This window comes from Nocardioides sp. NPDC057772 (genome assembly GCF_042798075.1).
Classification (GTDB): domain Bacteria; phylum Actinomycetota; class Actinomycetes; order Propionibacteriales; family Nocardioidaceae; genus Nocardioides.
This window is the reverse complement of the sequence record NZ_JBHVKN010000078.1, coordinates 1-21614: the sequence shown is the minus strand read 5'-3', so window position 1 is coordinate 21614 and position 21614 is coordinate 1. Positions and strand designations below refer to the sequence as shown.

Here is a 21614-nt window from a genome sequence, read left to right as displayed (position 1 = left end):
CCCCGCGACGAGCCGCCAGCCCCGCGATCACATCCAGATCGGAACGTACGCCGTCCGGCGGTGTGACCGCCGCCTGCCGCAGGATGACCCGGCCTTCGAGGTTGGTCATGGTGCCGGTCTCTTCGGCCCACTGGGTCACCGGCAGCACCACGTCGGCCAGGGCCGCGGTCTCGCTCATCACCATGTCGGCGACCACGAGCAGGTCGAGCGACGCCAGCCGCTCGGTGACGTGGGTGGCGTTCGGGGCGGAGACGACGATGTTGGAGCCGAAGACGAGCAGGCTCTTGGGGCCCTCGGGGGTGCCGAGCGCGTCCAGCAGCTCGTAGGCGGAGCGGCCCTTGCCGGGGATGGTCTCCGGGTCGACACCCCAGACGGCAGCGACGTGCGCGCGGGCCGCGGGGTCGTCGATCATCCGGTAACCGGGGAGCTGGTCCGCCTTCTGGCCGTGCTCGCGGCCGCCCTGGCCGTTGCCCTGGCCGGTCAGGCAGCCGTATCCGGCGTACGCCTTGCCGGGCATGCCGAGCGCGAGCGCGACGTTGAGCCAGGCCAGGACGGTCGCGGTGCCCTGCGCGTGCTGCTCGGCGCCGCGGGCGGTCAGGACCATCACCTTCTCCGCGTTCGCGAGCAGGGAGGCGAGCTCACGCAGCTGCGCGGCCTCGACCCCGCTGACCCGCTCGACCATCTCCGGCCACCAGGCGGCCACGGAACGACGTACGTCCTCGAAGCCTGTGGTCCGCTCGGCGATGTAGTCCTCGTCGACCGCGCCGGCGGCGTCGAGCAGGTGCAGGACACCGAGGGCGAGGGGCAGGTCGGTGCCGGGGACCGGCTGCAGGAAGAGGTCGGCACGCTCACCGGTCGGGGTGAGCCGCGGGTCGATGACGACGACCTTGCCGCCGTTCTCGCGAAGCCGGTCGAGGTGGCGGGCCGCCGGCGGCATCGTCTCGGCGAGGTTGGAGCCGACGAGCACGCAGACGTCGGTCCGCTCGATGTCGGCCAGCGGGAACGGCAGCCCGCGGTCGACGCCGAAGGCCTGGTTGCCCGCGGAGGCCGCGGACGACATGCACCAGCGGCCGTTGTAGTCGATCTGGGAGGTGCCGAGGGCGACTCGGGCGAACTTCCCGAGCTGGTAGGCCTTCTCGTTGGTCAGCCCACCGCCACCGAAGACGGCGTTGGCATCGGCACCGTGCTCGTCTCGCAGGGCGGAGAGCTTCGCCGCGATCAGGTCGAGCGCCTCGTCCCAGGTCGCTGCGCTCCACTCCCCCGTCGCCCGGTCGCGCACCATCGGCGTGGTCAGCCGCTCACGGCTGCCGCGCAGTCCTGCCGCCGTCCATCCCTTGCGGCAGAGTGCACCCTCGTTCACCGGGAACGAGCGCTCACTGACCTCCAGCCGGGGCCCTTTGCGCGAAAGGGTCATCCCGCACTGCAGGCTGCAGTAAGGACAGTGGGTGTCGGTCACGCGTACTCACACCGTTTCGGGTCGGGGACTGGCGACCTCTACCTTCCGGCGTCAACGTTTCGCGCCGATCGGCTCTCCGTACCCCTTCCGTCAACTTCCGCTCACCACCTCACAACCCACCTGCCGAAGCGTCACGTACGTCGGCCGAGGCGTCAGTCCCGTCGGCCGAGGCGGCAGGGCGGTGCCGTCTCGGCCAGCGCAAGCGACGTCTCGGCCAGCGCAAGCGACGTCTCGGCCGACGCGGGCGACGCCTCGGCTATCAGGGCGTACGCCGCCGCAGCGTCGCCGAGCCGAGAGCGAGCCCGGCCACGACGAACCCGCCGACGACGGCCAGATCCGTCCAGACGTCACCGGTCTCGATGGAGGTGACCAGGTGGGTCATCGCATCGACGGCGTAGGAGAGCGGGAGTACGTCGGAGATGGCCTCCAGCACCCCGGGGAGTGACTCGCGCGGCACCAGGAGCCCGCACAGCAGGATCTGCGGGACCACGATCGCGGGCATGAACTGCACCGCCTGGAACTCGGTCGCGGCGAAGGCCGAGACGAGCAGCCCGAGCGCGGTGCCGAGGACAGCGTCGACGATCGCGACGACCACGAGCAGGGCGACCGAGCCGGTGATCTCCAGCCCGAGCAGTCCGACGCTCACCACGACAGCGACTCCCGACTGGACGGCGGCCAGCAGCCCGAAGGCGAGCGCGTAGCCGAGCAGGAAGTCGCCCTTGCCCAACGGCATCGCCAGCAGCCGCTCGAGCGTCCCCGAGGAGCGTTCGCGGAGCGTGGTCACCGAGGTGACCAGGAACATCACGATGAACGGGAAGATCGCCAGCAGGGCCGGGCCGATCCGGTCGAAGATCGGCGCGGGCGAATCCTCGTACATCCACCACAGCAACGACATCAGCAACGTCGGCAGCACCACCAGCATCACCAGGGTGCGGTGGTCGCGGCGGACCTGGGCGAGCACACGCCCGGCGACAGCGAGGGTTCGTCGCAGACTCACGCCGCCACCTCCGTAGCGCAAGCGCCAGAGTACGGACGCGGCGGCGTGTTGATTGTCTGGTTCGCTCGCTGGCGCTCGCTCATCGCGCGGCCTCCTTCACCAGCGTCAGGAAGGCGTGCTCGATGTCCTCGGCGTTGGCCTTCTGCTTGATCTCGGACGGGCTGCCGTCGGCGAGGATCGCGCCCTCGCGCATCAGCAGCAGCCGGTCGCACCGGTCCGCCTCGTCCATCACGTGGCTCGACACGATCACCCCGGCACCCGCCTCGGCCAAGGCCCGGAAGGTGCCCCAGAGCTGCTCGCGCAGCACCGGGTCGAGCCCGACCGTCGGCTCGTCGAGCACCAGCAGCGAGGGTGAGCCGAGCAGCGCCGCCGCGAGCGAGACCCGGGAGCGCTGGCCGCCGGAGAGGTCGCGTACGACCTGGTCGGCATGGGACGCCAGGTCCACGGTCTCGATCGCCGATGTCACCGAGGACGCGGGCGCGCCGAGCACCTTGGCGAAGAAGCGGAGGTTCTCGGTGACCGTCAGGTCGTCGTAGACGCTGCTGGCCTGGGTGACGTAGCCGATCCGGGAGCGCAGCGAGGCGGAGCCCGCAGGCTCACCATGCACGATCAAGCTCCCGGTCACCTTCGCCTGGACGCCGACCAGCGCGCGCATCAGCGTGGTCTTGCCGCAGCCCGAGGGCCCGAGCAGGCCGGTCAGCTCGCCTGCCCGGATGGAGAAGTCGAGGTCGTGGAGGACCTCGCGCTTCCCGCGTACGACCCGGAGGCCGGACACCTCCACCACGTTATTCATCACATGATGAAATGTGGCACGACGGCGCCCCGCGCGCAAGAGGCGCTACGGCAAAGGCCCGGTCAGATAGCCCTGCACCACCGGCGCGTACGTCGCCACCAGCGTCTCCGCGGGCGCCGAGGCGAGCGGCTCGATGCGAGCGATGTAGCGCAGCGCGACGAGCCCGACCAGCTGCGAGGCCACCAGCGTGACCCGCCGCTCCGGCTCGTCGAGGTCGAGCGCCTCGCTGACCGGAGCCAGGATCAGCCGGCCGAAGGCGTCCGGCACCAGAGCCTTCCCCTCGGGCTCGAAGGCGCTGCGCATCAACGCCATCAGCGGAAGCCGGGACTCCTCGTCGTCCCAGACGCTCAGGAGCAGGCGGATGAGCCGCTCCCCCACACCGTCGCGCCCTCCGGCGGCCACCACGGGCACGATCTCCCGCGGGTCGACGCGCAGCTCCAGCGAGGCGACGAAGAGGTCCTCCTTGGTGCCGAAGTAGTGGTGCACCAGGGCGGAGTCGACGCCGGCGGCGGTCGCGATCCCGCGGACGGAGGTCGCGGCGTACCCGTGCTGCGCGAAGCGCTGCCGAGCCACCGCCAGGATCGCCGCCCGCGTGTCCGGCGAACCGGGCCTGCGCCCCCGCCGCGGTGCTGTCGTGCTCATGGGAGCACGCTAACCCGGGTACCTCGGCTCGCGACGCGGCTCGGTCCGGCGCAACCAGGCCGCGGGGCGGCCGACGAGCCATTCCAACGGTCCCGGGCGTCCCCAGGCGGTGACGAGCGCGCCGATCGCCAGCACGACGAGCACATGCAGGACGTACGTGTCCGGCGTCTCCGCCGGCCAGACCGCATCGGTCCTCATCACCACGTGCAGCGTGTAGAGGGTGAGGGTCATCGTGCCGGCGCCGAAGAGCACCGCCATCCCGACCCGCCACCGGGACGGAAGCCGGAGCGCGATCATCTGGCACGCGCCGATCACGAACATCGAGCTGCCGATCGTCTGCGCCAGGTCGAACGGCGTCGACGAGTGCGGCGCCACGACCAGCAGCCACTGCCAGCCGCCGTCGACCGGCGTCTGCCCGTAGAGGCCGTGGCTCATCGAGGTCAGCGCGCCGTCGATGTCCATCCCCGGAAAATCGCGCAGCAGCACCTCGGCCACCGACGGCAACCGGGTCAGCCTTCCCGACAGCCAGGTGGCCGAGACCGAGATGATGACGCCGGCCGTCCAGAGCATCGTGACCAGGTTGCGGTTGCGCAGGTCGATGCGGCCGACGGCCATCCCGATCAGCAGGTAGGCCAGCCACGGGACGGCCGGGTAGTAGCCGGTGAAGAGCAGCTCGGCGAGCAGGCGGCCCGGTTCGAGCAGCTGGGACGGCTCCGGGCTGTCGAACTGTCGCGGCGGCAGCATCGGCCGGACGACCTGCGACAACAGCGGTCCCAGGACGATCCAGACCACACCGAGCAGCCACAGCCACCGCGCCCGCAGCCCCAGGAACGGGATCGCGATCAGGAACAGCACGCCGTAGTAGGTCAGGATGATCGCGATGCCGGTGCCGAGCGAGCCGAGCACCAGCCCGAGCGCGGCGATCAGCACCGCCCGCACGGCCAAGCCGGCGGACCGCGACGCGAGCACCCGGCCCCGCACCGGGTTCTGACGGCCGGTCATCAGCGCCAGGCTCACCCCGGCGAGCACGGCGAAGAGCGCCGCGGACCGGCCGCCGGCCGCGGCCTGGACCCTGGTCAGCTCGCCGGTCGCGTCGACCGGGTCGAGCACGTGGGTCGCCATCATGCCCAGCAGCGCCAGGCACCGCGCCACGTCGACACCGACGAGACGCGTCGAGAGTCGATCGGTGAGGGCGGACATCGCCCCAAGAGTAGAGATATCTCACGCAGCCCGCGGGTTCACCCACCCCCAACACCTGCTTTACCGTGGGAACGATGTCCGTAGATACCGCCCTGACCCGCTCGTGGGTGGGGCACGATGCCGGCAGCAGCGGCTACCGGCGGATCCTGATCGGCCTCTTCGCCGCCGGGATCGCGACCTTCGGGCAGATGTACTCCACCCAGGGCATCCTGCCCACCGTCGCGCACGCGCTCGAGGTCAGCGAGGCCTCGGCCGCGCTCACCGTCTCCACCGCGACCCTCGGGCTCGCCGTCAGCGTGCTCGGCTGGTCCTGGGTGGCCGACCGCATCGGCCGGGCACCGGCGATGAAGATCGCGCTCTCGATATCCCTCGTCCTCGGCCTGCTCACCCCGCTCGCTCCTGGTTTCACCACTCTCCTCGTCCTGCGCAGCCTCGAGGGCCTCGCGCTCGGCGGCGTACCGGCCCTCGCGGTCGCCTACCTCGCCGAGGAGATCCACGTACGCCACGTCAGCCTCGCCGCGGCCATCTACATCTCCGGCACCACCGTGGGCGGCCTCCTCGGCCGGGTCATCACCGGTCCGTTCGCCGACCTCGGCGGCTGGCGGCTGGGCGTCACCGCCGGCGGCGTCCTCTCGGCGATCGCCGCGATCGTCGCCATCACCTTGATCCCGCGCGCCCAGGGCTGGGTCCGGCCGACCGGCAGGCCGGCCACCTCCGTACGCCAAGGGGTGCTCGCCAACCTCCGCGACCCGGGCATGCTCGTCCTCTACGGGCAGGCGGCACTGCTGATGGGCGGGTTCGTGGCGACGTACAACTATCTGGGGTTCCGCCTCGAGCGCGAGCCCTTCGGGCTGCCGGTGGCCATCTCCAGCCAGATCTTCTTCGCCTACCTCGGCGGAACGGTCTCGTCCTCGGTGGCGGGCCGCCTGGCTGCCACCCACGGCCGGCGAAAGGTCATGCTGACCTGCGTCGTCATCACGATCGTCGGCGTCGTGATGACCCTCCCCGACAACCTCGCGATGGTCCTGACGGGTCTCTTCGTCCTCACCACCGGCTTCTTCGGCGCCCACGGCGTCGCCTCGGGCTGGGTCGGAGCCCGCGCGAAGGTCGGCAAGGCCCAGGCCAGCGCCCTCTACAACCTCTTCTACTACGGCGGCTCGAGCCTGTTCGGCTGGCTGCTGGGCTATGCGTACGTCGTCGGCTGGTGGGGCGTCGCCAGCGCCGTCCTCGTCCTCGCCCTGACCTCGCTCACCTGGTCCTGGCTGGCCGCCCGCGACTGAGCCGTCCCCGTCGGTCGGATGGTGAGACGCGCGGGCGAACTGGGCGGGCTCTTCGTGGACTTGGTGGGTGTTTCAGTGCCCGTCCAGCCCAGGGATACCCGGCCGACCGGGTATCCCAGCCGGTCAGGGCTTGAAGTGCTCCCGCGCGAACTCGAGGGACTCCCGGAGGTCGGCGACGCGCTCGGCGCGGGAACGAGCGCGACGGGTGTTGATCTCGAGGACGATCTCGCCCTCGAACCCGGTGGCGGCGAGATGGCGCAGGAACTTGTCGGCGCCCATGTGGCCGCGGCCGGGGACGAGGTGCTCGTCCTTGGCCGAGCCGGTGCCGTCGGTGAGGTGGATGTGGCGGAGCCGTGAGCCGAGCCTCGTGGCCATCTCGATGACGTCGTCCCCCGCGATCGCGGCGTGGGAGAGGTCGATGGTGGTGTTGGCGTACTCCTCGGTCGAGGGGTCCCAGTGGGGCAGGTACATCGGCGTCGAGCGCCTGGCCGCCCGCCACGGGTACATGTTCTCCACCGCGAACCGCAGCCCGGTCGAACGCTCCAGCGTGGCGATCCCCTCGACGAACCCGGCCGCGTACTCGCGCTGCCAGCGGAACGGCGGATGTACGACGACCACCCCCGCCCCGACCTCGGCGGCCATCTCGGCCGACCGTTCGAGCTTGCCCCAGGGCTCGAAGCCCCAGACCTGCTGGGTGAACAGCAGCGTCGGCGCGTGGATCGCGACGATCGGCAGGCCGTGGTGCTCGGCGAGCTGTTTGACCGCGTGGGTCTGCTGCGAGAGCGCGTCGATGCCCACCATGATCTCGACCCCGTCGTAGCCCACCTCCGCGGCGTACGAGAAGGCGTGGGCAGTCGACTCCGGGTAGGTCGACGATGTCGACAGCGAGATCAATGCGGGCCTCCTATTCGGACCTTCCGAGGTCGGAACTGCCGATGAAGGACAGGTGGTCGAGGCGGTCGAGGATCAACCCCTCACGCAGCGCCCACGGGCAGATCTCGAAGGCCTCGAGGTCGAAGATGTCGAGGCACGCCTCGGCGACCAGCGCACCCGGCACGATCTGGTGAGCCCGCGACGGGCTGACCCCGGGCAGCTCCGAGAGCTCCTCGAGCGACATCTCCAGCAGCTTCGGGATCCAGCGGCGCAGCTCGACCAGGGGCAGCTCGCGGCGCACCCGGAGTCCCTCACCGCTCGGTGCGGCGCCGCAGATACGCGCCAGGGACCGGAACGTCTTCGAGGTCGCCACGGCCATGTCGGGGTGTCCGCCGCGCAGTATCCTGCCCGCGTCCTCGGCGATCGAGGCGCGGATCACCCGGCGCATCTCCCGCAGCTCCTCCTCGGCCGGCCGGTCGCCGAAGTAGGTGCGCGCGAGCCGGCCCGCACCCAGCGGCAGCGACCAGGCGACGTACGGCTGCTCGTCCAGGCCGGCCGCGATCTCCAGCGAGCCGCCGCCGATGTCGAAGACGGCCAGCCGGCCGGCGGACCACCCGAACCAGCGGCGTACGGCCAGGAAGGTCAGCCGCGCCTCGTCGTCGCCGGGAAGCACCTCGATCTCGATCCCGGTCTCGGCATGTACGTGGTCGAGCACCTGCTGCGAGTTGCCGGCGTCGCGCACCGCCGAGGTGGCGAAAGCCAGCATCTCCGAGACGCCCTTCTCCTCCCCGACCCTCACGGACTCGCGGGTGAACTCGGTCAGCGCCTCGATCCCCGCCTCGGTCACGTCGCCGGAGTCGTCGAGGTGCTCCGCCAGCCGCAGCGGCTGCTTGAACGAGAACGCCGGCAGCGGGGCCGCCCCGCCGTGGGCGTCGACCACGAGCAGGTGTCCCGTGTTCGATCCGATGTCGAGTACGCCCAGACGCATGGGTCTACGCTACTTCGCCGCGGCGCCCCGCGCGCACGCAGTGTTCCAAAGCCCGCGGTGCGGACGACGTCAGCGCCCGGCCGTGGCCGCGGCGCGCTCCGAGCTCGCGGCGGGAACGGAGACGGCAGGCTCCCCGATCCGGGCGTTGACGGCGCCGGCGACCACGACCACGAGCGCGGCGGCGGCCGGCAGGATCAGGGCGGCGTCGGTGCCCCAGCGCTCGGCGATGTCGCCGGTGACCGCGGACGCCAGCGACTGCCCGAGGATGACGGCGGAGCCGAGCATGGTCATCACGGTGGCTGAGCGGCCGACCGGGCTGCGGCGGGCGCCGAGGCCGTACTGGGTGACCAGGGTCGGCCCGATGCCGAGGCCGATGACGAGCAGCGCGAGCACCATCCCGGTCACCGAGGAGACGCCCGGCAGCGCGAGAGCGCCGGCGAGCATCACGCCACCGAAGACCAGCCAGCGCGCGGCCGCGGTGAAGCCCACCGGGAAGAGGGCGACACCCAGGGCCAGCGCGGCCGACCCGATGCCCATCGCGGCGTAGACCAGGCCCGCCTGCTCCGGGCGGCCGTGGTCGGCCATGAACGCGGTCAGCGAGGTCAGCATCGAGCCGAAGAAGAGGCCGACGCCGAGGATGCCGACCACGATGACGACAACGCCCGGACGGGCGAGCTCACGCACGGGTCCGGCGACCGGCGTACGCCCGGCAGAGGCCTGGGCCGTCGCGGCGCTCGGGTGCAGGGCGAAGGCGGAGACGAAGACGAGGGTGAGCGCGGCAGCGGCGACGACCGGCGCCCACGGGTCGATCGTCACGGCGAGGACGCCGGCGACGACGGGGCCGACGATGAAGACGATCTCGTCGGCAGCGGACTCGTAGGCCATCGTCGAGTTGAGCACCCGGACGCGACGCCCGGGGACGACGTGCGCGGAGATGATCGCCACCAGACGGGACCGCGACAGCGGCGCGATCTGCGGGGCGGTCGCGCCGACGAGGAACGCCACGGCCAGCACCGCCGCGTCCGGCAGCGGGCTGTAGACGACCCAGGCCATCGCGCCGAGCGCCGCGCTGCTGGCGACGCTGATCACCAGCAGCACCCGGCGCTGGCCGAACCGGTCGACGGCGGCACCGAGGATCGGACCGCACACCGCGGCACCGATCCCGACCATCGCCGAGTTCAGACCGCCGAGCGCCAGCGAGCCACGACCCGCGACGACCAGGGTCAGGACCCCGACGACCATCATCGCGTACGGCAGCCGCGCGACCAGCGCGAGCGGGAAGTACGTCCCTCCGACGGCGCGCACCAGACTCTGCTCGCGCTGCTCTGACATCTCTTTCGAACCTCCCGCTGCGAACCGCGGCTCTGTGCCGCCTTGGTCCGCCGGCGGGGCCAGCGCGAGGTGATACACACGATGGAAACGGAGCGGTCGCTCCGCACCTACAAGAATACGCCGCTCGCCCCGCCCCTTCGGAATCGCCGCAGAGTCGTCTTCGTCACGGTTCGAGGTCGATCATCCCCTTGCCACTGAGGATGTCGAGGGGCACCGAGACCTGGTCGTGCACGATCCGCCAGATGCCGTCGATCCGGCGCAGCCCGTAGGTGACCCGCACCCACATCCCGGACGTGGTGACACCGTTCCTCATGGTGCCGCTGAGCCGGCCGAACGCATACCCGAACGCCACGTCGCCGCCGACCGTCAGCGTCAGGTCCCGGAGCTCGTAGTCCACGGTCTCGAAGACCTCGAAGACCCTCGCCCAGTTCGCGAGCTTCGCCTCGATCCCGACGTGCTGGAGCGGAGGCTCGACGTCGAAGGACACCACCTCGGGTGCGTACGCCTCCCGCAGGGCGTCGAGATCCTTGGCCCGCAGTCCGTCGATGACCTTCTCGATCTGCCGCCGGATCGCGGCCTCCTGCGCGCTCATGCGCGAGCTGCCTCGGCGCCGACCAGGCCGCCCTCGCGCAGCGGCGCGAGCGCCGTGCTCCATGCGACGACCTGATCCAGCATCGCGGTCAGCGCGACGGCGGAACGGTCGCCGGGCACGAAGGTGGTGTTGTTCTCGAAGTCGGTGAAGAGCGAGAGCTCCACCGGACGGCTCACGTCGGCCATGCCGAGCGTGCCGCACACCGTACGCAGCTGGGCGACCGCCCGCGCACCGCCGCTCACTCCGTAGGAGACGAATCCGACCGCCTTGTTCGTCCACTCCGCGCAGGCGTGGTCGATGGCGTTCTTCAGGACGCCGGGCATGCCGCCGTTGTACTCCGGGGTCACGATCACGAAGCCATCGAACGGGGCGATCCGCGCGGCCCAGTCACGGGTGTGCTGGTTCGCCGAGGGCCCGAACATCGGCGGGAACGGCTCGTCGAGGTGCGGGAGCGGGTGGTCGACCAGGTCGATCAGCTCGAAGGTCGCGTCGTCGCGGTGCGAGGCCTGATCGTGGACCCAGCGGGCGACCTGTGGGCCGTTGCGGTGGGGGCGGGTGCTGCCGATGATGATGCCGATGCTGGTCACGTACGGACTCCTTGTTCTCGGTGGTGTTCTCGTGGTGCTGCCCCTCCGACGACGCAGGCGACCGAAGTGTCAGGCCGGTCTCACAGATCGGGTCGCTGTTTCGTCGGACCGGTTGTAGACATGCAGACCGAAGGGAGCCGCCATGACCGACCCGCATCTCGCCGAGGTGATCGGTGAGCGCCGCCAGCTCGTCAACCTCGCCTACCGCCTGCTCGGCTCGCTCGCCGAGGCCGAGGACGTGGCGCAGGAGACCTACACCCGCTGGTACGCACTCACCGAGCAGCAGCGGGAGGCGATCGACAACCCCGGCGCCTGGATGACGACGGTCGCCAGCCGGATCTGCCTCGATCTGCTCGGCTCCGCACGGGCCCGGCGGGAGCACTACGTGGGCGACTGGATCCCGGAGCCGGTGCCGGGCGGCTGGCTCGACACCGGGTCGGCGCCGGCCGATCCCGCCGACCGGGTCACCCTGGACGAGTCGATCAGCATGGCGTTCCTGGTGGTGCTGGACTCGATGACCCCTGCCGAGCGGGTCTCCTTCGTCCTGCACGACATCTTCCGCTTCACCTTCCCCGAGATCGCCGACATCGTCGGACGCACCCCGGCCGCCTGCCGCCAGCTCGCCTCCAACGCCCGCCGCCGCATCGACACCTCCCGCGACCGCTCGGCCACCGAGCGCGCCGACCTGGTCCGCAGCTTCAAGCAGGCCTGGGAGTCCCACGACATCGAGGCGCTCGTCGGCCTGCTCGACCCGCAGGCGGTCGCCACCGCCGACGGCGGCGGCCGCGCCCTGGCCTTCCTCGAGCCGATCAGCGGCGCCGAGCAGATCGCCGGCGCGTGGATGGAGATCGCCGCCCGCGCCCCGTCGGTGACGCTCCACGAGTGCCTCGTCAACGGCCAGCCCGGCCTCGTCGGCCAGGTCGACGGCGTCACCGTCTCGGTCTACGCCTTCGACGTCGCCGACGGCCGCATCACCCGCATCTGGGCCGTACGCAACCCGGAGAAGCTGCGTCCGTGGAGCGCACGGTGAACGTCCCGGCGCCGACGGACCACGTAGGCTTGCGAGGTGCCTGAGGTACCCCTGGATTTCCCGCGCGCGTGGGTGGAGTTCGTCAACCCCGACGACCCCGACGAGCGGATGCGATGCGACCTGACCTGGTTGACGTCGGCCTACTCGTGCATCTTCGGCAACGGCTGCCCGGGGATGTTCGAGAGCTCGCCGGACGTGGGGTGCTGCACGCTCGGCGCACACTTCGCGGACGACGAGGACGAGTCCCGGACCGCGGGCTTCGTCGCCGAGCTGACGCCGGAGATCTGGGAACAGCACCCGGGCCGTGCGGTCACGACCGACGACTGGGTCGAGCTCGACGACGACGGCGAGCGGAAGACCCGCGTCACCGAGTTCCGTGGGCAGGAGTCGTGCGTCCTGGCGAACCGGCCGGACTTCCCCGGCGGATCGGGCTGTGCGCTGCACATCCTGGCCGCGAAGGAGGGCAGGGAGCACTTCGAGACGAAGCCCGACGTGTGCTGGCAGCTGCCGATCCGGCGTACGTTCCGGGACGTCGAGCTCACCGACGGGACGACCTACACCGAGGTGACGATCACCGAGTACGACCGGCGCGGCTGGGGTCCCGGCGGCCACGACCTCGACTGGTACTGCTCCGGCAACACCGAGGCCCACGTCGCCGTCGAGCCCGTCTACATCACCAACCAGGCCGAGCTCACCGAGCTGATGGGCAAGGCGGCGTACGCCGAGCTCGTCCGCCACTGCGAGGCGCATGTCCGGTCGCGGTCCGCCCTTGCCCTCCATCCCGCGAGCCCGCGCTGAACCCCCGGGTGTATCTCGACATCAAGAGATTGCGACCCTGGATTGGTTTCTCTCTCAGGGAGAGTTCAGAATCGTTACATGCGCCTGGACCATGTTTCGTACGCTGCAGGACCCGATGGCTTGGTACAGACCGCCAAGCAGCTCGGTGAGCTGCTCGGCCAGGAGTTCGTCGACGGCGGTGTCCACCCCCGCTTCGGCACCCGCAACTACATCCTCCCGATGCGTGGCGGCCTCTACCTCGAGGTCGTCGAGGCGCTCGAGCACCCGGCCAGCGACAAGGCCCCGTTCGGCCAGGCCGTCAAGGCTCGCTCCGCCCTCGGTGGCGGCTGGATCGGCTTCGTCGTCGGCGTCGACGACATGACGCCGATCGAGGAGCGGCTCGGCCGCAAGGCGGTTCCCGGCAACCGACACCTCCCCGACGGCCGTGAGCTCCACTGGCAGCAGATCGGCATCAACGGCCTGATCGCCGACCCGCAGCTCCCCTACTTCATCAAGTGGGAGACCCCCGAGCTCCACCCCGGCAACGCCGGCTCCGACATCACGCTGACGTGCCTGGAGATCTCCGGCGATCCCGAGCGGGTCAAGGACTACCTCGGCGACGAGCTGAAGGAACGCGTCGACCCGTGGACCGGCAAGCCCGCCGAGAACGTTCACATCGAGTGGGTCGCCGAGCACGGCACCCCCGGTCTCCTGGCCGCTCAGTTCGTCACGCCGCGCGGCGAGGTCCGGATCTGACCAGGCTCGACCTGCCGGGGGCGACGGGAGCGATCCCGTCTCCCAACATCTGGAACCACACCGCGACGTACGAGATCGAGAACCGTGCACTCGACCCGCACGGCCGGCTCTGGGCCGCCATGGCCGAGGTCGCGCCCTGGGCAGGACGGGACGTGCTCGACCTGGGCTGCGGCACCGGGTTCTACCTGCCGTGGTTCGCCGAGGAAGCCCGCACGGTCACCGGCATCGAGCCCCATCCTGACCTCGTGACGCTGGCCCGGCGGCGTACCAAACGCCTGACGAACGTCGCCGTCCACAACGGCGTCGCGCAGCAGCTGCCGCTCCCGCCGTCGTCGGTCGACGTGATGCATGCCCGCTGGGCCTACTTCTTCGGTCCCGGCTCCGAGCCGGGGCTCGGCGAGCTCGACCGGGTGATGCGCCGCGGGGGCGTGGCGATGGTGATCGACAACGACGGCTCCCGTTCGACCTTCGGTGACTGGTTCCGCCGCGGCTACCCGAAGGTCCCGCCGCCCGACGAGCAGGAGCGGTTCTGGTCGATGCACGGCTGGACCCGTGTCTCCGTCGACATGGACTGGTCCTTCGGCTCGCGCGCCGACCTGGAAGCGGTCGTCCGCATCGAGTTCGACCCCGCGACCGCTGACGCGATCCTCGAGGAACACCAGGGGACGTACGTCGACTACGCGGTCAACCTCTGGTGGAAACGCTTCTGATCAGCGGAGCTAGAGACGGGTCGCGGCCTGGACCAGGGCGGCCAGGGCGAGCGAACGGCTGTGCTGCGGCCAGGCGATGACCGTGGTGACCTCGGGGGCGTCCGAGACCGGGACGGTGGCGATGCCGTGATACTGCTCGGCGCGCGCGGACTCCGGAAGAAGCGCGTACGCCCGGCCGAGCCCGACCAGCTGATAGAGCTGCGCCGAGTCGCGGACCTCCGGTCCGGGGCCGTCGGCACTGTGACCATTCTTGGCGCCTTCGCCCGTCGGCCAGCGCATCGGCGGGAGTCTCGGGATGCGGTCCAGCTCGGCGAGGGTCAGCTCCGAGCGCGTCGCCCAGGGGTGGCTGGACGGCAGAACAGCGACCTGCCCCTCGGTGAGCAGCTCTTCGGAGTCGAGTCCGTCGACCGAGTCGAACGGGAGATGCAGCAGCGCGACGTCAGCCCGGCCGTCGCGCAGCCGCGGCCCCTGCTCCCCGATGCCGCACAGGTCGACCTCGACCCTCACCGACCCCGGCTCGGCGGCGTAGGCGTCGAGCAGCTTGGTCAGCAGCTCCGTCGCGGCGCCCGCCTTGGAGACCAGGACCAGGCCCGGCTCGGCCCCGTCGCCGGTGGCGCGGCGGGTGCGGCGCTCGGCCGCGTCGACCGCGTCGAGGGCGGCGCGGGCCTCGGCGAGGAGCACCCGGCCGGCGTCGGTGAGCGTGACGCCGCGGCTGTTGCGTTCGAGCAGCGGGCCACCCAGGCGTCGCTCGAGCCGGCTGATCGCGCGTGACAGCGGCGGCTGAGCGATCCCGAGACGAGCCGCCGCGCGGCTGAAGTGAAGCTCCTCGGCGACCGCGACGAAATAGCGAAGCTCCCGGGTCTCCATGGTCTCAACCCTAGCTCCGACCTGGGAACATACCTGGGCGGTATTGGTGGCGACCGAGGTGATATTGGAGTGTTCCGTGGACCCTGGCCAGGCTGGAGGACATGAGCGAGAACACGATCGCGCTGGTCACCGGCGCCAACAAGGGAATCGGCTACGAGATCGCCGCGGGCCTCGGCGCGCGTGGCTGGAAGGTGGGTGTCGGCGCCCGCGACCAGGCCCGTCGCGAGGCGGCGGTGGAGAAGCTGCGCGCGAACGGCGTCGACGCCTTCGGGGTGCCGCTGGACGTCACCGACGATGCCAGCGTCGCCGCCGCGGCGCGGCTTCTGGAGGAGCAGGGCGGACTGGACGTACTCGTCAACAACGCCGGCGTCACCGGCGGCATGCCGCAGTACCCGACCGAGATCTCGATCGACCAGATGCGAGTCGCGGTCGAGACCAACGTCTTCGGCGTCGTCCGGGTCACCAACGCGATGCTGCCGCTGCTGCGACGGTCGGCATCGCCGCGGATCGTCAACATGTCCAGCGGCGTCGGCTCCCTCGCCCGGCAGACGGCGACCGACGACCCGCTGGCCGTGGGGCCGATCTCGGCGGCGTACAGCCCGACCAAGACCTACCTCAACGCCGTCACGATCCAGTACGCCAAGGAGCTGCGTGACACGAACATCCTGATCAATCTCGGCTGCCCCGGGTTCGTGGCCACCGACCTGAACGGCTTCCGCGGCGTACGCACGCCGGAGGAGGGCGCCCGGATCGCGATCAGCCTCGCGACCCTGCCCGACGACGGCCCGACCGGCGGCTACTTCGAGGACGCCGGCCCCATTCCCTGGTGATTACATTCACGCGAAATCCAAGTACACGACGTCAAAGGAGGCCACTCTAGGAAGCGACTCGGGTCCTCTCGGACCTCTCGGAAGATAGGAGCTCCACAGATGCGCCTCACCCCACGCCGCCTCGGCACGGTCATCGGTTCCCTCCTCGTCACGCTGGCGACCAGCCTGGTCGCCATCACCTCCACGGCCGCACCCGCTCAGGCCGACGCCTGCTACACCTGGAGCGGCACGCTCCAGCAGGGGTCCACGGGCAATGCGGTCACCCAGCTGCAGATCCGGGTCGCCGGATGGGCGGCCACCGGCACGGTCTTCTCGATCGACGGGTCCTACGGCCCGGCGACGACGACCGCGGTCCGCAACTTCCAGGCCGCCTACGGGCTCGCCGCCGACGGAGTCGCGGGCGCGAACACGTTCAACAAGATCTACGCGCTCCAGGACGACGACTGCACCCCGATCCACTTCTCGTGGAGCGAGGTCGACGACGTCTGCTACGGAGGCTGGCCGACGCCGATCTCCGGCGTGACGATCACGCAGGTCAAGGCCAACCTGATGCAGGCCATGTGGCGCGCCGAGGCGATCCGGCACCGACTCGGTGACAACCCGCTGCGGGTGACCTCGGCCTACCGCTCCAAGGCGTGCAACGACCAGGTCGGCGGAGCCTCCAACAGCAACCACCTCTACGGCCGGGCGATGGACCTGGTGCCCGGCAGCAGCGCAACGACCATGTGCGGCATCGCGCGTGCCTCACGCCAGTCGTTCCCGCAGGTGCTCGGGCCGGGCTACCCCGACCACAGCGACCACGTCCACCTCGGCATCCAGTCGAGCGTCTACCACAGCGCCTCGCAGTGCTTCTGAGCTGCTTCTGAGCTGCTTCTGAGCTGCTTCTGAGCTGCTTCTGAGGTGCTCAGGGTGACTCGGTGAGCTGGTCGGGATCGGCATCGGTCCCGACCAGCTCGCGGAGCTTGTCGTTGACGTCCCAGATCCCCACGTTCATCGCGGCGGTCACGGTCGCACCGCGCTGCCAGTAGGCGATGAACTCGTCGCCCTCGGTGTTGCCGCGGAGCAGCACCTCGTCCTCGGGCGCGGAGTGGCCGACGTACTCCATCGAGAACTCGAACTGGTCGGTGAAGAAGTAGGGCTGCCAGTCGTAGGCGCCGTCCTTGCCCAGCATCGTCCGGGCCGCGAGGCGGCCCTGCTTGATCGCGTTGTCCCAGTGCTCGACGCGGATCGGCCCGAGCACGGTGTGCTTCGCCAGCGCGACGTCGCCTGCCGCGAAGACCCGAGGATCAGACGTACGCAGCCGCTCGTCGACCACGACGCCGTCGCCGACCTCGAGGCCGGCGTCCGCGGCCAGTTCCGTAGCCGGTGCCGCCCCGACGGCGACGAGCACGATGTCGGCGGGGATCTCACCGGCGCTGGTGCGTACGGCTCCCGGCTCGATCGCCTCGACGGTGGTGCCGGTGTGGACCTCGACGCCGTGGCGAGTGTGGAGGGCGGCGACGTGCTCGCCGAGCGTCGGACCGAGGACGCCGCGCAACGGCTGCGCGGCGGCCTCCAGCACGACCGCCTGCCCGCCGAGCGCGGTGACCGACGCCGCGACCTCGAGCCCGATCCAGCCGCCGCCGACCATGACCACCCGGGTGCCGGGCTGGACCGCATCCTTGAGGCGGCGGGCGTCGTCGACGGTGCGGAGGGTCATGGCGTGCTCGATGCCGGGGATCGGCGGGATCTTCGGGTCGGCACCGGTGGCCAGGAGCAGGGTGCCGAAGGGCAGCTCCTCGCCGTTGTCGAGCGTGACGGTCCCGGCGTCCAGGTTCAGGGCGGTCGCCGTCGCGCCGGTCAGGACGGTGACGTCCTTCTCGGCGTACCACTCCTTGTCGTGGGAGAGCTTGAACTCCTTGGCGCCGGAGAGGAAGTCCTTGGAGAGCTGCGGACGCTCATAGGGCAGCTCCGGCTCCTTACCCACCAGGGTCAGGCGGCCGGCGTACCCCTCGTCGCGAAGGGCTTCGATGGCGCTGACGGCCGCGAGACCAGCACCGATGACGACGATCTCCTCAGTTCCCATGACGCCATCGTCGCGCGGATCGGAGCGTCTATGAAGACCCTCGGACCGTCAGGGCGGGTTTCAGCATCACACCCGGGGCTGCGTAGGACGGGGTGGCGAGCAGCTCCTCGAGCGCCTTGACCAGCTCGCGCGCGGCCTCCTCCAGCGGAGGACGTACGGACGTGATGCCCGGCGGCACCGTCTGCGCGACCTGGGAGTCGTCGAAACCGACCACCGCGACATCCTCGCCGAGCCGCAGGCGCCGCTCGAAGAGCGAGTGGAGGACACCCATGGCGAGGGTGTCGGAGGCACAGACCAGCGCGGTCGGCTGGGTCTCGTCGAGGATCGCGTCGGCGGCGGCCTTGCCCGAGCTGATCGAGTCCTCGGTGCGCGAGGCCAGGCCAGTGGTGGAGAGGCCGTGGGTGTGCATCGCGTGGATCCACCCGCTGCGCCGCTCCTCGCCGAGAAGGGAGTCCTTGTGCCAGCCGATCCACGCGATCTTGGAGTGTCCGCGTTCGATCAGGTGCTCGGTGGCGATCTCGGCACCGTAGGCAAGGTCGACGTCGACCCAGGGGTGCTTGGCGTCGGGCTGGGTCCAGGGTCGCCCGAAGGAGACGAACCGCGCCCGGCGGGACTGCAGCCAGGTCGTCTGCTGGCCGCCGAGGTGGGTGTCGGTCACCACGAACGCGTCGACCGCGGTCGAGCGGAGCAGCTCGTCGTAGCCGTCGAGCGGGTCGGCGGGGTCGCCGTGGAAGAGGAGCACGTGATAGCCGGCTTCGGCCGCTGCCTCCACGAAGGTGTGGACGAACCGGTCCATCATCGCGTTGGCCGTGCCCTCCTGGAGGGCTGGCATCCTGAGTCCGATCAGATGACTTGCTCGCGTGCGAAGGCTGCGCGCCGCCCGGTTGGGCTGGTAGCCGAGCTTGTCGATCGCGTCCTGCACCCTGGCCAGGGTGTCCGCACGCAGCAGGTCGGGATTGTTGACCGCGTTGGACACCGTCTGCCGGGACACGCCGGCCAGCTCCGCGACGTCGGCGAGGGTCGGCGGAGCGGCCGAGATATGACCGCCGGAACGCGGCACCGCCACGCTCTGCCTCCCTTGATGCCGATGTGAAACTCTGGATCGTTCCAAGCCATGGTAACGACTGCTGGCCGCATGGGATGCTATCGGGCCCATCTCGCGTCGGTGCTGGAACATCGCGGCGAGTGCTGCTCGACCCGCTCGGATGTCGGTGCTGTGGTCTAGGTTGCTGGCCATGGCTACCGCTCGCTCGTCCAAACGCGCCACCTACCGCTGCTCGGAGTGCGGCTGGGAGACCGGGAAGTGGGTCGGTCGCTGCGGCGAGTGCCAGGCCTGGGGGTCGGTCGCCGAGACGGCGGCCCCGATCGGACGTACGCCAGCAGCCCCTGTCTCCACCGCGGCAGTGCCGATCGGCACGGTGTCGGTGACCGAGTCGGAGCGGCGTACGTCGGGGGTGCCGGAGCTCGACCGCGTGCTCGGCGGCGGGCTGGTGCCGGGTGCCGCGATCCTGCTGGCCGGCGAGCCGGGCGTCGGGAAGTCGACGCTGCTGCTCGAGGTGGCGGCGCAGACGGCCCGCTACGGACGCCGCGCGCTGTACGTGACCGGTGAGGAGTCCGCCTCGCAGGTGCGGCTGCGGGCCGACCGGACCAACGCGATCCAGGACGAGCTCTATCTCGCCGCCGAGACCGACCTCGGCGCCGTGCTGACCCACATCGAGGAGACCCGGCCCGAGCTGATCGTGGTCGACTCCGTGCAGACCATCGGCGCCTCCGGGGTCGAGGGGGTCCCGGGTGGCGTGACCCAGGTCCGCGAGGTCGCGGCGGCGCTGATCCGGGTCGCGAAGACCCGCAACATCACCACGGTCGTCGTCGGCCACGTCACCAAGGACGGTGCGATCGCCGGCCCCCGGGTGCTCGAGCACCTGGTCGACGTGGTGCTCCACTTCGAGGGTGCCCGCGACTCCCGGTTCCGGATGGTGCGGGCGATGAAGAACCGCTTCGGACCGGTCGACGAGGTGGGCTGCTTCGACCTCTCCTCGGAGGGCATCGTCGCGGTCACCGACCCGTCAGGGCTGTTCGTGGAGACCCACCACGTCTCGGTCCCCGGCACGTGCGTCACCGTGACGATGGAGGGTCGTCGGCCGCTGCTCGCCGAGATCCAGGCGCTGACGGTGCTGGGCGCGGAGGAGCGGGCGAAGCGTACGACCTCGGGGTTGGACGGCTCCCGGCTCGCGATGATCCTCGCCGTGCTGCAGCGCCACGCGCGGGTCGGCCTCTCGGGTCGCGACGTGTTCGCCTCGACCGTCGGCGGGGCCCGGATCAGCGACCCCGCCGCCGACCTGGCGATGGCGCTCGCGGTCGCGTCGAGCCAGACCGGCACTCCGACGCCGCGCGGCGTGGTGGCGCTCGGCGAGATCGGCCTGGCAGGCGAGCTGCGCCGGGTGCGTGACCTGGACCAGCGGCTCTCCGAGGCGGCGCGGCTGGGGTTCACGGTCGCGGTCGTCCCCGCCGACCCGGGGACACCCGTACCCAATCGCCCCAATGAGCGCGATGTCGACGGGATGCGTGTCTTTGAGGTGCACAGCATCAGTGGTGCGCTGGAATTCCTCCGCTTGGCGTGATCGGCTTGGTGACTCGTGGCCGCACGTTCTCGGCATTACGGTTGGATCCACGGTTAGAATCACCCCATCCCACTCCGAAAGGATTCCCGTGCCCGCCGAACGCACCGCGGACTCCATCCGACTGCGCGAGACGCTCGCTCTGATCGCGCCCGGAACACCGCTGCGTGACGGGCTCGAGCGCATCCTTCGCGGCCGCACCGGCGCGCTGATCGTGCTCGGCCACGACAAGATGGTCGACGCCATCTCGACCGGTGGCTTCACGCTGGACGTGCCGTTCACCTCCACCGGTCTGCGCGAGCTCGCCAAGATGGACGGGGCGATCATCGTCGACGACTCGCTGAGCCGCATCGTGCAGGCCGCGGTCCACCTGATGCCCGACCACACCATCCCCTCGACCGAGACCGGCACCCGCCACCGCACCGCCGACCGGGTCGCGAAGCAGACCGGTCACCCGGTGATCTCGGTGTCCCAGTCGATGCAGATCATCGCTGCGTACGTCGGAGAGACCCGCCACGTCCTGGAGGACTCCGGCCAGATCCTCTCCCGCGCCAACCAGGCGCTGGCGACCCTGGAGCGCTACAAGCTGCGGCTCGACGAGGTGGCCTCCACCCTGTCGGCGCTGGAGATCGAGGACCTGGTGACCGTGCGCGACGTGGCCGTGGTGGCCCAGCGCCTGGAGATGGTGACCCGCATCGCCCGCGAGATCGAGGACTACGTGCTCGAGCTCGGCACCGACGGCCGGCTGCTCTCCCTCCAGCTGGAGGAGCTCATCACCGGCGTCGACGCCGAGCGCGAGATGGTCATCCGCGACTACCTCCCCCGCGGCCGTCGCGCGCGTTCGCCCGAGGAGCTCCTCGCCGAGCTCGAGGCGCTCAACTCGGCCGAGCTGGTCGATCCCGCCGCCACCGCCCGTGTCCTGGGTCTGACCACGTCGGACGCGTTGGACGGCGCCGTCGCCCCGCGCGGCTACCGCCTGCTCGCGAAGGTCCCCCGGCTCCCACCTGCCGTCGTCGACCGCCTCGTCGACCACTTCGGCACCCTGCAGAAGCTCCTCTCCGCCAGCGTCGACGACCTCCAGGCCGTCGAGGGCGTCGGCGAACTCCGCGCCCGCTCGGTCCGCGAGGGCCTCTCCCGCCTCGCCGAGTCGACCATCCTCGAGCGCTACGTCTGACCCCTCGCCGAGGCGTCAGCCCGGTCGGCCGAAGCGTCAGCCCGGTC

The 21614-nt window shown here is 70.8% G+C and carries 22 protein-coding genes; 9 read left to right on the top strand and 13 right to left on the bottom strand.

All coding sequences use genetic code 11. From position 1 onward, the window contains the following. From ACFVJS_RS14780 to ACFVJS_RS14760, 5 genes are all read right to left on the bottom strand, one after another. Positions 1 to 1456, bottom strand: a 1456-nt coding sequence (locus ACFVJS_RS14780) for a molybdopterin oxidoreductase family protein (RefSeq protein WP_378881339.1), incomplete at its 3' end; no start/stop codon positions are given. A 259-nt stretch (positions 1457 to 1715) separates the two neighbouring features. Continuing rightward, positions 1716 to 2453 (bottom strand): ABC transporter permease, encoded by a 738-nt coding sequence (locus tag ACFVJS_RS14775; protein WP_378881336.1) that lies wholly within the window; start codon positions 2451 to 2453, stop codon positions 1716 to 1718. A 79-nt stretch (positions 2454 to 2532) separates the two neighbouring features. Further along, positions 2533 to 3246, bottom strand: a complete 714-nt coding sequence (gene ccmA / locus ACFVJS_RS14770; protein WP_378881335.1) for a heme ABC exporter ATP-binding protein CcmA — start codon at positions 3244 to 3246, stop codon at positions 2533 to 2535. Positions 3247 to 3291: 45 nt separating this feature from the next. Next, the gene (locus ACFVJS_RS14765; RefSeq protein ID WP_378881333.1) at positions 3292 to 3888 is read right to left on the bottom strand and encodes a TetR family transcriptional regulator; all 597 of its coding nucleotides are present in this window, start codon (positions 3886 to 3888) and stop codon (positions 3292 to 3294) included. Between the two features lie 9 nt (positions 3889 to 3897). Further along, positions 3898 to 5088 carry a heparan-alpha-glucosaminide N-acetyltransferase domain-containing protein gene (locus tag ACFVJS_RS14760; protein WP_378881331.1) on the bottom strand — a complete coding sequence of 397 codons (1191 nt, stop codon included), beginning with the start codon at positions 5086 to 5088 and terminating at the stop codon, positions 3898 to 3900. A 74-nt stretch (positions 5089 to 5162) separates the two neighbouring features. Between ACFVJS_RS14760 and ACFVJS_RS14755 the strand changes: the two genes are divergently transcribed. Beyond that, a complete protein-coding gene (locus tag ACFVJS_RS14755) occupies positions 5163 to 6368 on the top strand; it encodes an MFS transporter (protein ID WP_378881329.1) in 1206 nt (401 codons plus the stop codon). Between the two features lie 123 nt (positions 6369 to 6491). Here ACFVJS_RS14755 and ACFVJS_RS14750 read toward each other — a convergent pair whose 3' ends face one another. From ACFVJS_RS14750 to ACFVJS_RS14730, 5 genes are all read right to left on the bottom strand, one after another. After that, entirely contained in the window at positions 6492 to 7262 is a 771-nt protein-coding gene (locus ACFVJS_RS14750; protein ID WP_378881327.1) for a sugar phosphate isomerase/epimerase family protein, read from the bottom strand. A 10-nt stretch (positions 7263 to 7272) separates the two neighbouring features. Then, positions 7273 to 8229 carry a Ppx/GppA family phosphatase gene (locus tag ACFVJS_RS14745; protein ID WP_378881325.1) on the bottom strand — a complete coding sequence of 319 codons (957 nt, stop codon included), beginning with the start codon at positions 8227 to 8229 and terminating at the stop codon, positions 7273 to 7275. A 69-nt stretch (positions 8230 to 8298) separates the two neighbouring features. Further along, positions 8299 to 9561, bottom strand: coding sequence for an MFS transporter (locus ACFVJS_RS14740; RefSeq protein ID WP_378881324.1), 1263 nt, complete (start codon positions 9559 to 9561; stop codon positions 8299 to 8301). A gap of 163 nt (positions 9562 to 9724) precedes the next feature. Continuing rightward, entirely contained in the window at positions 9725 to 10153 is a 429-nt protein-coding gene (locus ACFVJS_RS14735; RefSeq protein ID WP_378881322.1) for a YybH family protein, read from the bottom strand. Next, the gene (locus tag ACFVJS_RS14730) at positions 10150 to 10740 is read right to left on the bottom strand and encodes an NADPH-dependent FMN reductase (protein ID WP_378881321.1); all 591 of its coding nucleotides are present in this window, start codon (positions 10738 to 10740) and stop codon (positions 10150 to 10152) included. Before ACFVJS_RS14730 ends, ACFVJS_RS14735 begins: the two co-directional genes overlap by 4 nt. A gap of 142 nt (positions 10741 to 10882) precedes the next feature. On the opposite strand from ACFVJS_RS14730, the gene sigJ reads away from it, so the two are divergent. From sigJ to ACFVJS_RS14710, 4 genes are all read left to right on the top strand, one after another. Beyond that, positions 10883 to 11770: an RNA polymerase sigma factor SigJ gene (gene sigJ / locus ACFVJS_RS14725; protein ID WP_378881318.1), complete on the top strand. Its 888-nt coding sequence runs from the start codon at positions 10883 to 10885 to the stop codon at positions 11768 to 11770. A 36-nt stretch (positions 11771 to 11806) separates the two neighbouring features. Beyond that, positions 11807 to 12568: a hypothetical protein gene (locus ACFVJS_RS14720; RefSeq protein WP_378881316.1), complete on the top strand. Its 762-nt coding sequence runs from the start codon at positions 11807 to 11809 to the stop codon at positions 12566 to 12568. A 78-nt stretch (positions 12569 to 12646) separates the two neighbouring features. After that, positions 12647 to 13303 carry a VOC family protein gene (locus ACFVJS_RS14715; protein ID WP_378881314.1) on the top strand — a complete coding sequence of 219 codons (657 nt, stop codon included), beginning with the start codon at positions 12647 to 12649 and terminating at the stop codon, positions 13301 to 13303. Then, positions 13228 to 14013, top strand: coding sequence for a class I SAM-dependent methyltransferase (locus ACFVJS_RS14710; RefSeq protein ID WP_378881311.1), 786 nt, complete (start codon positions 13228 to 13230; stop codon positions 14011 to 14013). The genes ACFVJS_RS14715 and ACFVJS_RS14710 overlap by 76 nt, the downstream gene beginning before the upstream one ends. Positions 14014 to 14022: 9 nt before the next feature. Here the strand turns inward: ACFVJS_RS14710 and ACFVJS_RS14705 are convergent, their stop codons facing one another. Continuing rightward, the gene (locus tag ACFVJS_RS14705; protein ID WP_378881309.1) at positions 14023 to 14880 is read right to left on the bottom strand and encodes a LysR family transcriptional regulator; all 858 of its coding nucleotides are present in this window, start codon (positions 14878 to 14880) and stop codon (positions 14023 to 14025) included. Between the two features lie 101 nt (positions 14881 to 14981). Here ACFVJS_RS14705 and ACFVJS_RS14700 point away from each other — a divergent pair, with 101 nt between their 5' ends. Together ACFVJS_RS14700 and ACFVJS_RS14695 are read left to right on the top strand one after the other, a co-directional pair. Further along, positions 14982 to 15710, top strand: a complete 729-nt coding sequence (locus tag ACFVJS_RS14700; RefSeq protein ID WP_378881306.1) for an SDR family oxidoreductase — start codon at positions 14982 to 14984, stop codon at positions 15708 to 15710. A gap of 99 nt (positions 15711 to 15809) precedes the next feature. Then, positions 15810 to 16565, top strand: coding sequence for a D-Ala-D-Ala carboxypeptidase family metallohydrolase (locus ACFVJS_RS14695; protein ID WP_378881304.1), 756 nt, complete (start codon positions 15810 to 15812; stop codon positions 16563 to 16565). A gap of 49 nt (positions 16566 to 16614) precedes the next feature. Here ACFVJS_RS14695 and ACFVJS_RS14690 read toward each other — a convergent pair whose 3' ends face one another. Both ACFVJS_RS14690 and ACFVJS_RS14685 read right to left on the bottom strand, forming a co-directional pair. Continuing rightward, positions 16615 to 17775 carry an NAD(P)/FAD-dependent oxidoreductase gene (locus ACFVJS_RS14690; RefSeq protein WP_378881301.1) on the bottom strand — a complete coding sequence of 387 codons (1161 nt, stop codon included), beginning with the start codon at positions 17773 to 17775 and terminating at the stop codon, positions 16615 to 16617. 28 nt (positions 17776 to 17803) lie between these two features. Then, the gene (locus ACFVJS_RS14685) at positions 17804 to 18841 is read right to left on the bottom strand and encodes a LacI family DNA-binding transcriptional regulator (RefSeq protein ID WP_378881299.1); all 1038 of its coding nucleotides are present in this window, start codon (positions 18839 to 18841) and stop codon (positions 17804 to 17806) included. A gap of 169 nt (positions 18842 to 19010) precedes the next feature. On the opposite strand from ACFVJS_RS14685, the gene radA reads away from it, so the two are divergent. Next, on the top strand, positions 19011 to 20396 hold the full coding sequence (gene radA, locus ACFVJS_RS14680; protein WP_378881297.1) for a DNA repair protein RadA: 1386 nt from the start codon (positions 19011 to 19013) through the stop codon (positions 20394 to 20396). Between the two features lie 88 nt (positions 20397 to 20484). After that, on the top strand, positions 20485 to 21567 hold the full coding sequence (disA, locus tag ACFVJS_RS14675; RefSeq protein ID WP_165109407.1) for a DNA integrity scanning diadenylate cyclase DisA: 1083 nt from the start codon (positions 20485 to 20487) through the stop codon (positions 21565 to 21567). The last annotated feature ends 47 nt before the right edge of the window (positions 21568 to 21614 follow it).

Coding starts and splice junctions, on each gene's coding strand:
- ccmA (WP_378881335.1), bottom strand. CDS start 3,246: ATGAATAACGTGGTGGAGGTGTCCGGCCTCCGGGTCGTACGCGGGAAG.
- ACFVJS_RS14765 (WP_378881333.1), bottom strand. CDS start 3,888: ATGAGCACGACAGCACCGCGGCGGGGGCGCAGGCCCGGTTCGCCGGAC.
- ACFVJS_RS14760 (WP_378881331.1), bottom strand. CDS start 5,088: ATGTCCGCCCTCACCGATCGACTCTCGACGCGTCTCGTCGGTGTCGAC.
- ACFVJS_RS14755 (WP_378881329.1), top strand. CDS start 5,163: ATGTCCGTAGATACCGCCCTGACCCGCTCGTGGGTGGGGCACGATGCC.
- ACFVJS_RS14745 (WP_378881325.1), bottom strand. CDS start 8,229: ATGCGTCTGGGCGTACTCGACATCGGATCGAACACGGGACACCTGCTC.
- ACFVJS_RS14740 (WP_378881324.1), bottom strand. CDS start 9,561: ATGTCAGAGCAGCGCGAGCAGAGTCTGGTGCGCGCCGTCGGAGGGACG.
- ACFVJS_RS14735 (WP_378881322.1), bottom strand. CDS start 10,153: ATGAGCGCGCAGGAGGCCGCGATCCGGCGGCAGATCGAGAAGGTCATC.
- sigJ (WP_378881318.1), top strand. CDS start 10,883: ATGACCGACCCGCATCTCGCCGAGGTGATCGGTGAGCGCCGCCAGCTC.
- ACFVJS_RS14715 (WP_378881314.1), top strand. CDS start 12,647: ATGCGCCTGGACCATGTTTCGTACGCTGCAGGACCCGATGGCTTGGTA.
- ACFVJS_RS14705 (WP_378881309.1), bottom strand. CDS start 14,880: ATGGAGACCCGGGAGCTTCGCTATTTCGTCGCGGTCGCCGAGGAGCTT.
- ACFVJS_RS14700 (WP_378881306.1), top strand. CDS start 14,982: ATGAGCGAGAACACGATCGCGCTGGTCACCGGCGCCAACAAGGGAATC.
- ACFVJS_RS14695 (WP_378881304.1), top strand. CDS start 15,810: ATGCGCCTCACCCCACGCCGCCTCGGCACGGTCATCGGTTCCCTCCTC.
- ACFVJS_RS14690 (WP_378881301.1), bottom strand. CDS start 17,775: ATGGGAACTGAGGAGATCGTCGTCATCGGTGCTGGTCTCGCGGCCGTC.
- radA (WP_378881297.1), top strand. CDS start 19,011: ATGGCTACCGCTCGCTCGTCCAAACGCGCCACCTACCGCTGCTCGGAG.